Source organism: Catenibacterium mitsuokai, from assembly GCF_025148785.1.
GTDB lineage: Bacteria > Bacillota_I > Bacilli_A > Erysipelotrichales > Coprobacillaceae > Catenibacterium > Catenibacterium mitsuoka.
This window is the reverse complement of record NZ_CP102271.1, coordinates 911,918-925,215: the sequence shown is the minus strand read 5'-3', so window position 1 is coordinate 925,215 and position 13,298 is coordinate 911,918. Positions and strand designations below refer to the sequence as shown.

Sequence of the window (13,298 nt, the reverse complement as noted above, 5' to 3'; positions counted from 1 at the left end):
ACTGCCCCATAGTTATTCTTCGTTATGTAATCCTAATTCTTCCATTCTCTTAGGTGCATAGTTTTCATACTTAGGATGTGGATGCTTATGATCCTTCCAGTATTCTTCTGCAATAGGCGCCCATTCTTTTGCATAGTCTTCACACTTATCGCATAAGTGATCTGCTGTTTCAGGAGATTCCATATTTGTATCATGCGCACCTGTACGTTTCACCATTTCTCTTAATAATGATGGGTTTTCCAACATTGGACAAGGTCTTAAATGATTTTCATTAAATGGCTGTCCTTCATGATAAGCCATGAATAAAGGTGACTGCAACATTTCAAGAATTGAGTTTTCATGAATATTTGTATTTGAATAATGAATAAATACACATGGTTCAGCATCACCATTAGAGTTGATATGGAAGTAGTTTCTACCACCGGCAATACATCCACCAACATATTCACCATCATTCTGGAAATCCATTGGATAGAAGTTAATATCACATTTATCTGAGCGGATATATCTAATACGATCAATCATATATTTTCTTTGTTCCATTGTAGGAAGTAAGTCAGTGACTGCATTGTTTCCTACTGGCATATAGTGGAAGTAGAAACCAAAACGAGCTCCTTTATCAGTAATCATCTTAAAGAATTCATCACTTGTGACTGCTTCTACATTATATTTTGTATAACAGATAGATGTGCCAAAGACGATACCATATTTCTTTAATAGATCCATAGCCTTCATAACGGCTGCAAAATGACCATCACCACGTCTTGCATCATTTGTTTCTGGAGTTCCTTCAATAGATAATAAGAAAGTAATATTACCAAGTCTAACTAACTCTTTACAGAATGCGTCATCAATCAAAGTAGAATTTGAGAAGATTGCGAATTCTACATCATTATGCTTCTCAGCCAGCTTAATGATTTCTTTCTTCTTTACAAGTGGTTCACCACCAGTTAATAAGTAAAGATAGACACCTAATTCCTTACCCTGTGTGACAATCTTATCCATATCTTCAAAAGATAAGTTACTCTTATGTCCATAAGTACCACTCCAGCATCCTTTACAATGCATATTGCAAGCACTTGTTGGGTCAAAAAGAATCAACCAAGGGATATTACAGTTGTATTTCTTTCTGTTTTCACGGATTGTTTTTGTACCTCTAAAGAATGCTTCATAGCCAAGATTCAAAGCTGTCTTCTTGATAAATTCTGGATTAGCATCATCAATCACACTATTGATATAATTCACCCATTTGTTGTTGGGATCCTGTACAGCCTTTCTCGCAGCATCATAGTTTTCCTTAGTAAATCCTTTACCATAGAACTTTTCAGCCAAGTCAATGAGCTTCAAATATTCTCCTGTACGGTCTTTATCCAAACCTTTCACAATATGGTCAATTGCAACTTCCATCGCTTTTCTTTCAGCTGCATGTGATACTTTATCTAATGTATTCATAATAACATCCTCTCTTTCACTAAATCTCATTTTAGAATGTTACGGATAAAAGTCAATGAAACTGACCACCGTTCATTTAGGCATTTTTCTAAATTTGTACAAAAAATAAACTATATATCTTACAAAAAATATGAAATGAACAAATTTTACACTATCTTTACGTAAACTTTATTCAAACTAAATCCCACTATTATTAGTATAATGCTAGAATTAACGCTATAATGAGTATATAGATGGAGGATTAATTATGAATATATATAAAGATAACCGAGAATTATCTTGGTTAAAGTTTAATGACCGTGTTCTTATGCAGGCCAAAGATGAAAACGTGCCGTTAGGTGAGCGTCTGACTTTTATTTCAATTTTCCAGACGAACCTAGATGAATTCTTTAGAGTACGTATGGGATTCTTATTTGATCAGGCTTTGTTTTATCCTGCTTTAAAAGAAAATAAGACAAATATGACATCATCTGAACAGATTAAAGCATGTGAAAGAAAGGTGAAATATTTATATAAGAAGAGAGATAAGATCTATGCATCAAATCTTGAAAAGATGAAAGAATATGGTGTAGAAATTGTAAATTATAATGATATTAAGGATAAGGAAGATAAAAAATTTCTCGAACATTATTTCACCCAGGAAATGCTTCCACTTGTATCACCACAAGTTGTTTCTAAAAGACAGCCATTCCCTTTCCTTAATAACGGTGAACTCTATATAGTTACCCAGTTAGAAAGTAAAAAGGGGAAGAGAAAGATGGGGATTGTTTCATGTTCTGCTGCTTTTGATGAAAGATTAATCGCCCTACCTAGCACCCCTGGTAAATTCATTTTAGCGGAAGAAATTGTGAAAAAGCATCTTCCTGTGATTTTTCATGGACAAACAGTAAAGAATGCTTCTATAATTCGTATTATAAGAAGTGCTGATATTGAAGAGGATGATTATTCTTTACAGGAACATGAAGATTATCGTGAAATGATGGAAACTCTTATCAAACAGAGAAGAAAACTCGCTCCTTTAAGAATGGAAATGTCTCCCGGCCTAGAAGAGATAGAAGTGGATATGTTGAAACATTTCTTAGATCTTTCTAGTAGTCAGGTGTTTGAAGTAGAGAGCCCATTAGAGTTCTCATTTGTATTTACTTTACAGGATTATTTAAAGTCAAGACATCCAGAATTATTCTATAAGCGATTAGAAGCGCGTAATTCTCCACTTGTAGAAAATACTGTACCAATGATTAAACAGGTATTAAAGCATGATATACTGCTTTCTTATCCATTTGAATCTATGGCACCATTCTTAAGATTCTTAGATGAAGCAAGTCGTGATCCACAGGTGATCAGTATTAAGATGACTCTTTATCGTGTGGCAAAGAATTCTAAGGTCGTTAAGAGTCTGATTCGTGCTGCAGAGAATGGCAAGGATGTCACAGTTCTTGTAGAACTTCGTGCACGTTTTGATGAGGAAAACAATATTGCCTGGTCTAAACAATTAGAGAGTGCTGGATGTCATGTTATTTATGGTTTAAGTGAATTAAAGGTACACTCTAAAATATGTCTTGTCACTTATCGTACTGATGAAGGTATCAAGTATCTCACTCAGATTGGTACAGGTAACTATAATGAAAAGACTTCTAAGCTTTATACAGATTTCTGTTTGATGACTTCAGAACATGCTTTTGGTGAAGAAGCCAATGAACTTTTTACTCATTTATGCTTAGGTGAAACAGATCATAATGCGAATGTATTATTCGTTGCACCACATTGTATGATTTCAAGAATCTTTGAAAAGATTGATGAACAGATTGCCCTTGCGAAAGCTGGCAAACCTGCTTATGTAGGATTTAAGTGTAATGCAGTTACAAGTAAGAAGATGATTGAAAAGCTTGTAGAAGCCAGTCAGGCTGGTGTAAAAATTCAATTAATTGTAAGAGGTATCTGTTGTATCATTCCTGGTATTAAGGGTTATACAGAAAATATACAGGTTATATCTATTGTCGGACGTTATTTGGAACATTCTCGTATTTATATCTTCGGCGATAAGAATCCAGATGTATATATTTCTTCTGCCGACTTAATGACACGTAACCTAGAAAGACGTGTGGAAGTGGGTGCACCAATTCATGATCCTCGTATTAAGAAGACTATTCTTAATATGTTTGATATTATGCTTCATGACAATGTGAAGGCATCACGTTTATTAAATGATGGTACATATAAACGTGTAAAGAATAAACAGGAGAAGATCAATAGTCAGGAATACTTCTTTAAGAAAAAAAGTATAAGGGAGGCATAATATGCGCGTTGGTATTTTAACAAGCGGAGGAGACTGTCAGGCCCTTAACGCAACTATGCGTGGGTTGGCTTTAACTCTTTATAGAAATGTAAAAAATGTTGAAATCATTGGCTTCATCGATGGTTATAAAGGATTGATGTATGAAAAATACAAAAAAATGAAGCCTAAAGATTTTTATGATATTTTAAACGTAGGTGGCTCAATTCTTGGAAATTCAAGATGTCCTTTCAAACGTATGCGTATTATTGAAAATGGTTTTGATAAAGTCAAAGCGATGAAGAATACTTATAAGAAACTTGAATTGGACTGCTTAGTTGTACTAGGTGGTAATGGTTCTATTAAAAGTGCTAATATGTTATCACAGGAAGGACTAAATGTAATTGCATTACCTAAGACAATTGATAATGATGCCTGGGGCACAGATTATACATTTGGTTATTCTTCTGCCACTGCGATTGCGACACGTTACTTAGATGAAATCAAGACAACAGCCGCAAGTCATAGCCGTGTCTTTGTGATTGAGGTTATGGGTCATAAGGTAGGACATATCTGCTTATCTGCAGGTATTGCAGCAGGTGCTGATGTCATCCTCTTACCGGAGATTCCATATGATATTAAAGTTGTTGCGAAAAAGGTTAAAGAAACATTAAAGGATGAAAAGAACTATGCGATTATTGCCTGTGCAGAAGGCGCTATTTCTGAAGCCGATGCCTTAATGAAGCGAAAAGACTATAAAGCAAAAGTACTTGCAAGAAATGGTCGTTCTGTAGCTTATGAAGTAGCTGATGAATTAAGTCAGGAAATTGATGCTGAGATTCGTGTATCATGTATTGGTCATGCACAGCGTGGTGGTCATCCTGATAGTTATGATCGTGAAATCTCTACACGTTTTGGCGTAGAAGGTGCAAGACTCATCATTAAGAAACATTATGGAGAATATGTTGTATTACAAGGAAATCATGTCACACATATTCCATTAGAAGCTACTGCAGGTAAATTAAAATATGTAGATACTGAAGGAGAAATCGTACAAAGCGCAAAGCTTGTAGGAATCTCATTTGGTGAGTAAACTGTTCGCAAGAACAGTTTTTTTGTGTATAATGTGAGTTAGGTGATACTATGCATAAACTAACATTTTGGAAAAAGATAGGACTTTCTTTTATTGTCCTTGTAGCTATACTTATACTGATCAATCATCAACTCAATAAAGATACCAATACACCAAATAGACTCACTCTGTCTAACCTATTTACTGTAGATGTGAAGAAATCCCATGTTCCATGGATTACAACTGCAGATAATAATAAACAAAAAGCACTTGATGTAGTGAATCATAAGATGGCATCTACTATTAAGAATTTTATTTCAAAAGAGGAAAAAAGCGGAAGTTATTATTCTATTAATCATGAGATTGTTTATAATACAGACCAGTTATTTACTCTTAAATTAGAGCTAAATAGAGCACGTGCAGATAGTTACACAAAGAACGTTTATTATACAATCAACAAATCCACAGGAAAGAGTATCCCTCTTTCTGCTTATTTTAAGAATAGTGACTATAAAGAAGTGATTTCTAAAGAGATACTTAAACAAATGAAAGCAGAAATGAAAAAAGACACCAATAAAGTATATTGGTGTCAAAAGAATGATAATCCTCGTTTTAAAGGTATTTCGAAAAATCAAAGCTACTATATTAATAAACAAGGTGAACTTGTTATCTGCTTTGATCAATTTGAAGTGGCTCCCGGTTATATGGGAAACCCTACATTCACAATTAAAAATGACTTACTCGACGACTACTTCAAATAGTCGTCTTTTATCTTGTGAAAACAAGATTGTGTTCTCTCTTATAGAGATATCTTCTAAGTAATTCCTGAGCTAGAGAATCAGGCTTAATGATATTCATTGCATCTTTTAGATCATACCATTTTGCATAATCTACTTCTTCATTGCAGTGAAATGATTCATCTTCTACGACAACGATATAGTTGTTAATATATGTATTAGTGCGTGCATAGTATTCATTGTCGTTGAATTCATAAGAAGAAATAGTAAGACCTGTTTCTTCTTTGATTTCTCTAAAAAGAGCCTGCTTCGCATTTTCTCCTTTTGTGACATATCCAGCTATTAAGATATTATCCTTACGTCCATACTGTTGAATGAGAAGGATTTTATCTTTTTTGGGATTGAGTACAAGTGCACTGACTGCACTATTAAACATTGGGAATCTGAATTCCTGACAGTTTGGACAATAAGGTACCATACCATCTATTCCATTTTCTTTTTCTATTAATTCATGACCACATTTCACACAATAACTCATTGATTTTCTTTTCTCCACTTCTTAATTTCATCTAATCTATTCTTATATTGTTTCTCTGCACCTTGAGTACCTGGAAGATAGTATTCCCTGTCTTTTAATGAATCGGGTAGACATTGCATATTTGTAATCTTCTCTTTTGTATCATGAGCATATTGATAGCCTTCCCCATAATGTAGTTCCTTCATAAGTTTTGTAGGTGCATTACGAATAACTAATGGCACAGGTTCAGATAATTCTTTTAAGGCATCTTTTTTAGCTGTTTCATAGGCAACATATAAAGAGTTGGATTTAGGTGCCATGGACATATAAACAACAGCCTGCGTTAATATCACTGAACATTCAGGCATACCAATATAATGACAGCTTGTATAAGCATCATTCGCAATAGATAAAGCACGAGGATCCGCTAAACCAATATCTTCACTCGCAAAACGAATCACTCTTCTTGCGACATAAAGAGGATCTTCTCCTGCCTCCAACATTCTAGCAAGCCAATATATAGCGGCATCTGGATCTGAATTACGCATTGATTTATGTAAGGCACTAATGAGATTATAATGTTCCTCACCCTTCTTATCATATAAAAGAGATTTCTTTTGTGTACATTGTTCAATAATGGTCTTAGTAACATGTATGATTCCGTCTTTCTCATCACTATTATTAATAACCATTTCTAAAGTAGATAACGCATTTCTTGCATCACCATTACTAAAAGATGCAATAAGGTGTAAACAATCATCGGATATATCAATCTTCATGTTTCCAAATCCCTTAGGACTAGAAATGGCATGTTTGAGTAATGAAACAATATCCTCTTCTTCAAGTGCGTTGAGGACAAATACCTTACAACGCGATAAAAGAGCTCCATTGATTTCAAATGATGGGTTTTCAGTTGTGGCCCCTATAAGTATAATGCTTCCTTTTTCTACAAAAGGCAAAAAAGCATCCTGCTGGGATTTATTGAAACGATGTATTTCATCCACAAATAAAATTGTCTTTTCACCAAAGACACGATTGTTTTCTGCCTGCTTCATCACTTCTCTTATTTCTTTAATACCACTTGTCACAGCAGAGAAATCAATAAAAGAAGAATGTGTATGAGAAGCAATAATTCTTGCAAGTGTCGTTTTACCTACTCCTGGTGGTCCCCAGAAGATCATTGAAGAAATAGAATCAGTTTCTATGAGTCTTCTAAGTATTTTTCCTTTTCCTACTAGATGAGTCTGTCCAACAAATTCATCTAAATTATCAGGTCTCAGTCTTGAAGGAAGAGGTTCATTAAATGTTTCTTCAAAAAGTGACGCCATAAGAACACCTCCTATGACAAAAATAGTATTACAGGATTAAGAAACTGTCAAATAAAGATATAGTTAACCATCCAAGTGCTATAAAAGGACCAAAAGGAATCATCTTCTTTTGTTTTATAAAAGAGAAGATGATTCCTAAGAAACAGGCAATGGATAAGATACTTAATGTTTGATAAATACCTAAAGAAAGACTGCAGACACCTAACATCTTAATATCTCCCCCACCGAGTCCTTCTTTTCCACTTATTTTATAAAATAGATAAACAAATAGTATAAGAAATAATAGGAGAATGAGAGATTCTTTGAGATATATAGTCTTAAAGCTACATAACAAGCTAATAAGAAGGTATATATCAGGTATTTCATAGATATGTAAGTCAATAATAGAAATAATATAAAAGCATGTAAGAGACGCGATATGAGATAAATAAAGAATACTTAATCCATCATGAATATAAAACAAGATAAATAAAAAGCCTGCAGTCAATTCATGAACAAGCAGACTCTTATTGAGTTTATGATGACAATAACGACATTGCCCTTTAAGTAATATATAAGATAATCCTGGAATTAAATCGAATACATGTAATGTATGGCCACAATAATCACAATGACTTCTTCCGAGTATTGATTCATGAGTCATATAACGATGTGACATACAAGATATAAAACTGCCAAAACAAGTACCTATCATAAATATAAGTAGTGGCATAATGTCCTCCTTAACGATGTGTAAGTGATTCAATCAGTTTACTAGAAGCGATGCTTTGTGATTTATTAGGATCCTTCACTAAGCAGACCTTACGATGTGGTAATGATTGAAACAACGGGATTTCATAGACTTCTCCCTTATCTAAGTATTGTTGGGCTAGCTTTCTAGGATAGAATGCAATACCTAAATTATGAACAATAAGAGGGATAATCTGATCAGTTGTAGAGACTTCTATATCAGGATGGAAAGAAACGCCATTATCTAAGAAATATTGATTATAAAAGTTTCTTGTTCCCGTCTGACTTGTAAGAGATATAAAAGGTGTGTCTTTGAATTCATCTAAAGAATGATGTTTTAATGAGAATTCCTTATACTTCTTCCCACAAATGAGAATATCTTCAAAATGATCAAGTACTGAGACCTGTAATAAATGTGGTAAGTCTATTGGTGTTGTAACAACAGAGAAGTCACATAAATCATTTCTTAATGATTCTAATGCTTCTGGTGTAGTATGGTTAGTGATACGCAGGCGTACATGTGGATATTGTTCATGGAAACGTTCCAGATGATCTAAAAGGAATATACGTAATGCATTCTCACTGACACCTAAAGTAATTAAACCACTATTTAATTCTTTTTCTTTTTGTAGTTCACTTTCTCCTAGTCTTAAATGTTCCTGAGCAATGGCAACATGTTCAAATAAGTTTTCTCCCTCAGGTGTTAATTTAACACCTCTATTTGAACGAATAAAAAGCTTACAGCCTAATTCGCTTTCTAAGTTATTGATATAACGGGTGATATTAGGCTGGTTGTTCCTTAACATTTCTGCTGCCTTTGTGAAGCTCTGGTATTGTGCTACATAGTAGAATATTCTGTAATAATCATAGTTTGCCATAAGCGTCCTCCCATATAATAATCATATCATCAGTATATCAAAAATACTTTTTACATATTTCTGTTCATTCAGTATAATGCATTTGATTTAAATTTACAATGGAGTATGTTATGAAAGACAAACTTATTCAATGGTTTTTACGTGAAAGACAGATGTCTGAAGCTTTTATAAATAGTATCTTCCTTGCCATGTCTGGTGGTTTTCAGGATGCTTATACTTATTTTGCGCGTGGTGGTGTTTATTCTAATGCCCAGACAGGTAACGTCGTATTATTAAGTAATCATATCATGAGTGGAGAATGGATGATTGCCTTAAAGTATTTATTACCTTTAATCGCCTTTGCATCTGGAATATTTATTGCCGATATTGTTCATTCTCGCTTTAAATATGCCCAAAAGATGCATTGGAGACAGGGTATACTTGTATTAGAAATAGTGATTCTATTCTTTGTAGGACTCATTCCCCATCACTTAGATAGTCTTGCGACTATTCTTGTCTCATTCTCTTGTGCACTTCAGGTACAGACATTTAGAAAAGTAAGTGGTTATTCTTATGCTTCTACAATGTGTATTGGGAATATTCGTAATGGGACAAGTGCTTTAGCGGATTATACAGAAACACATAATAAAGCATCACTTAGACGTGCATTCTATTATTATGGAATTATTTTCTTTTTTGGACTTGGTGCAGGATTTGGTGGTTTATTTTCCACAGGAAAATCTATTCATGTTATCTGGGTATCAAGCTTATTATTGATCATCAGTTTCTTTATCATGGGATTAGAAAAACTAAGAGAGTAGAGAGATTATATCTCCCTACTCTTTTTATACGCTTAAAACGCCTTATTTTCTCAATTGATTTAAAGAAATAAACTGCACTCCTCCAGGAATCTCTTCTATCTCTTTAAGATAGTGAGTGATATCCTGTTTACCTACAAGTGGCTTAAGTTCCTCTAGATACTTATTTAATAATTGTTCAGGATAGTCTAATAAATCATGATAATATTCTTCAAGAATATACAAGCCAGGTGTTTGAATGACAAGATTCAATAACTGATCATACATGCCTTCTTCTAAATAAATCTTATCCAGTCTTGCACGAGGTGGTAGATTCTTAAGAAGTCCATCTCTTAAAGATTCCCATTCTTCTTTTGAATATTGTCTTTTTAATTCACGGTAAAAATCAATCTGTCCATCCTCTCTTACAAGTGTCCATAAAATATCTAAATAAGATTCTCTATCATTATCTTTTAAGTATAAATCCTTCAAATAAGATTGATACATCTTTTTAATAGAAGGCTTATCTGTCTTCAATGATTTCACAAATGAAATAGCTTCTTTAATATCAAGTGTACTATAGTAATCAATCAAAGATTTAGATACGACCTTATCTTCCAAATAATTTTTAAATGTATGAATAAGCATATCTATATCCATATAATCATCTATACATTTCACAATATAACTACGAGCTGATTTAACATCAGGATGATTTCTAAAAGCTTCTTCCACACTTTCTTTAATATCTTCTTTCTTTTCTACCTGCGGTAGTTGATCGAAGTATTCTGGATGATCTTTTAATATTTTCTTTAATAGTTGTTTAGCCTGCTTCTCACTTAATGCATCAACGAGTACATGCTCATCATAAACAGGATGACTGTCTAAATAATACAAAACAGCAGCCATATGTTTACAATGCGCTCCCTCTTTAGCATAGGGACAATCGCAGAACATATCATTATCATCTATTTTTACATGATAATCCTCTGTCCCATGAACCGTGGCATAGATGACTTCTCCTACTTTACGTACATGATCCACTGCCCCTTCCTGGGCATATTCATAACCTCTTTCTAATATCAAATCATCAAATAATTCTTCTTTCATCCTATCAGCTCCTCATATCAAATTATAACATATCCTTGATATTCTACACAAACATATCAATATCGTATATTATACAGAACTATAATCAGTTCGTATTATCTTTTAGTATCATTATTGTATATTTGAAAGTTCGTTTTCATAAAATGTCACCGTTTACATTTATTGAGTACATCAACTTTGCTTGATAATTATCACATTTTCTTTCATTTGTATCATTATCGTATATTTTTATTGATTAATATCTATTTTATACTTATAATAATATCACTATCGTTTATAAGGAGTTTTATCATGTTTCCTATCCATACCCAGCATATTGAAAATACAGAAAATGATATGATTTATCATGATCACGATTCTTTAGAATTCATTTATTGTCTTCATGGAGAAGTATCCTATTTAATTAATGGAGAATCAATTACTATTCATAAGGGCGAAGCCTTTATGATTAATACTCATATTATTCATGCAAGACTTTCTTCTACAGCCCATTTAATGACTGTCTCTATCGAAAGAGAAACTTTTAGTATGCATGAATCACTTTTAAGTTATTTTGATTCTTTCTTCAATCATGAACATGCTCCTTATCTCATTATTCATGATCATACAATTCATGTACTCATCACTAAGCTCTATGGTTTACTTAATATTCCAGAAATGAATCCCTTTTTAATTCTCTCTTCTGCATCAGAGCTTGTCCATTTAGTTAGTACAATTCTTCCAGAAAGTAAACCACTCGACGATTACGATAAGATGTTAGAAATGATTCATTACTTAGAAGATAATATATCCCAAAAGATCACCATCCAGGATATGGCAGACGCAGTTTCTATCTGTCGTTCTAGATGTTGTAGTATTTTTTCTCAATACCTTCATACATCTCCTATGGCTTATTTAAATGAACTGCGTTTAGTGCATAGTACCGAGTTATTATCTAAAAATTATTCTATTGTATCTATTTCAAAAATGTGTGGCTTTAGTCGTCCTAGCTATTTTAATACACAATTTAAAAAGAGGTATCATATGACACCTCTTGAATATCGTCATTCTTCTTGAATCTTTTTGAAACAATAACTAAAAGTAAATACACAATAGAGTGCTGCAACAATCCAGGCTGTCTGATCAGCACAGCATATTGCGGTATAACCAGCTATTGGTACAAATACCAATGATACAAAACATCTCGCAATCATTTCAATGACACCAGAGAATATTGCGAGTCCGGAATAGCCAATCCCCTGAGTTGTCTGGCGGCATACATTGAGAATTGACAGAACCCAATAGAAATATCCCATATAAGCAATGTATTTTGCGGATGCATCAAGGACTGCGCTGTATTTCGATGAAATAAACAACATTGAGAATATTCTACCAAATAGAATCAATAAGATTCCTACAATCACACCATAGATAATACCTACAACAACAGTTTGTATGACACCTTTTTTGATACGATCATATTTCTTTGCACCATAGTTCTGACTTGCGAAAGTAGAAGCTGCTGTGGCCAATGCATCAAATGGACAGATAGCAAGCTGTTTGATTTTAGCTGCCGCCGCAAAGGCAGACATATAAGTTGCACCTAAAGAGTTATTAGCTCCCTGCATGACCATAGAGCCAATCGCAGTAATAGAGTACTGTAATCCCATTGGAAGTCCCATACCAAGTAAACTCTTAACGATGGATGACTTCATTACTTTATTTTCTTTTTCTAGATGTAATACTGTGAAACGTTTCTTAATGAGTATAAGACATAAGATGCCACTGATACCTTGTGATACAATAGTCGCAAGAGCTGCACCTGCGACATCAAGTTTTAAAATAATAATACAAAATAAATCTAACACAATATTGAGACAAGCAGAAAAAGCCAGAAATAAGAATGGTGTACGGCTATCCCCTACAGCACGTAATATACTTGAACATAGATTATAGAGTAATGTACATGGTAATCCTATAAATATAATTAATAAATATATATAAGAACGTGATGCAATCTCAGATGGTATCTGTAATATATGAATAATTGTCATACATAATAAACAGCATCCTACAGTTAATAAAGTACCGATAATAATAGTCAATACAATGCTATGATAGATAAAATCGCGCATCTTAGATAAGTTATTTCCACCAAATGACTGCGCAATAGGTATACCAAATCCACAGCATATACCAATACAAAATCCCAATACTAAAAACTGTACACTACTAGTAGAGCCTACTGCCGCAAGTGCATTGGCACCTAGTGTCTGACCTACTATTGCAGTATCCACAATATTATAAGTTTGCTGGAATATATTTCCTAATAATAAAGGCAATGCGAACATCATAATGAGTTTTAATGGATGTCCTTCTGTCATATTCTTTGTCATATCGTAATCCCCCTAATGTTGAAGTATAGCACTTTTTAGCATACAAAAAAAT

Annotated in this window: 12 protein-coding genes; 5 read left to right on the top strand and 7 right to left on the bottom strand. The window is 33.5% G+C overall.

Annotated features, from left to right (window positions below; genetic code table 11):
* Positions 1-12: 12 nt before the first annotated feature.
* Positions 13-1,452, bottom strand: coding sequence for a radical SAM protein (locus NQ499_RS04640; protein ID WP_040389845.1), 1,440 nt, complete (start codon positions 1,450-1,452; stop codon positions 13-15).
* Between the two features lie 247 nt (positions 1,453-1,699).
* Here NQ499_RS04640 and ppk1 point away from each other — a divergent pair, with 247 nt between their 5' ends.
* The 3 genes from ppk1 to NQ499_RS04625 are packed head-to-tail and all read left to right on the top strand — an operon-like array spanning position 1,700 to position 5,557.
* Positions 1,700-3,748 (top strand): polyphosphate kinase 1, encoded by a 2,049-nt coding sequence (gene ppk1 / locus NQ499_RS04635; RefSeq protein ID WP_006505578.1) that lies wholly within the window; start codon positions 1,700-1,702, stop codon positions 3,746-3,748.
* A gap of 1 nt (position 3,749) precedes the next feature.
* Positions 3,750-4,817, top strand: a complete 1,068-nt coding sequence (locus NQ499_RS04630; RefSeq protein ID WP_006505577.1) for a 6-phosphofructokinase — start codon at positions 3,750-3,752, stop codon at positions 4,815-4,817.
* A 50-nt stretch (positions 4,818-4,867) separates the two neighbouring features.
* Positions 4,868-5,557 (top strand): RsiV family protein, encoded by a 690-nt coding sequence (locus NQ499_RS04625; protein WP_006505576.1) that lies wholly within the window; start codon positions 4,868-4,870, stop codon positions 5,555-5,557.
* A gap of 7 nt (positions 5,558-5,564) precedes the next feature.
* Here the strand turns inward: NQ499_RS04625 and NQ499_RS04620 are convergent, their stop codons facing one another.
* Genes NQ499_RS04620 through NQ499_RS04605 form a run of 4 tightly spaced genes read right to left on the bottom strand, consistent with a single transcriptional unit; the run spans position 5,565 to position 8,985 of the window.
* Positions 5,565-6,071 (bottom strand): NAD(+) diphosphatase, encoded by a 507-nt coding sequence (locus tag NQ499_RS04620; protein ID WP_006505575.1) that lies wholly within the window; start codon positions 6,069-6,071, stop codon positions 5,565-5,567.
* Positions 6,068-7,378 carry a replication-associated recombination protein A gene (locus NQ499_RS04615; RefSeq protein ID WP_006505574.1) on the bottom strand — a complete coding sequence of 437 codons (1,311 nt, stop codon included), beginning with the start codon at positions 7,376-7,378 and terminating at the stop codon, positions 6,068-6,070. The genes NQ499_RS04620 and NQ499_RS04615 overlap by 4 nt, the downstream gene beginning before the upstream one ends.
* A 28-nt stretch (positions 7,379-7,406) precedes the next feature.
* Positions 7,407-8,090 (bottom strand): prepilin peptidase, encoded by a 684-nt coding sequence (locus NQ499_RS04610; protein WP_040389844.1) that lies wholly within the window; start codon positions 8,088-8,090, stop codon positions 7,407-7,409.
* A gap of 10 nt (positions 8,091-8,100) precedes the next feature.
* The gene (locus NQ499_RS04605; protein ID WP_006505572.1) at positions 8,101-8,985 is read right to left on the bottom strand and encodes a LysR family transcriptional regulator; all 885 of its coding nucleotides are present in this window, start codon (positions 8,983-8,985) and stop codon (positions 8,101-8,103) included.
* 110 nt (positions 8,986-9,095) lie between these two features.
* Here NQ499_RS04605 and NQ499_RS04600 point away from each other — a divergent pair, with 110 nt between their 5' ends.
* Complete coding sequence (locus tag NQ499_RS04600; protein WP_202898384.1) at positions 9,096-9,785, top strand: YoaK family protein; 690 nt, start codon at positions 9,096-9,098, stop codon at positions 9,783-9,785.
* 42 nt (positions 9,786-9,827) lie between these two features.
* Here NQ499_RS04600 and NQ499_RS04595 read toward each other — a convergent pair whose 3' ends face one another.
* On the bottom strand, positions 9,828-10,871 hold the full coding sequence (locus NQ499_RS04595; RefSeq protein ID WP_006505570.1) for an SWIM zinc finger family protein: 1,044 nt from the start codon (positions 10,869-10,871) through the stop codon (positions 9,828-9,830).
* A 291-nt stretch (positions 10,872-11,162) separates the two neighbouring features.
* Between NQ499_RS04595 and NQ499_RS04590 the strand changes: the two genes are divergently transcribed.
* Entirely contained in the window at positions 11,163-11,927 is a 765-nt protein-coding gene (locus NQ499_RS04590; RefSeq protein WP_006505569.1) for a helix-turn-helix transcriptional regulator, read from the top strand.
* Here NQ499_RS04590 and NQ499_RS04585 read toward each other — a convergent pair.
* Positions 11,915-13,246, bottom strand: coding sequence for an MATE family efflux transporter (locus NQ499_RS04585; RefSeq protein WP_006505568.1), 1,332 nt, complete (start codon positions 13,244-13,246; stop codon positions 11,915-11,917). The two genes, NQ499_RS04590 and NQ499_RS04585, sit on opposite strands and share 13 nt — an antisense overlap.
* Positions 13,247-13,298 lie beyond the last annotated feature (52 nt).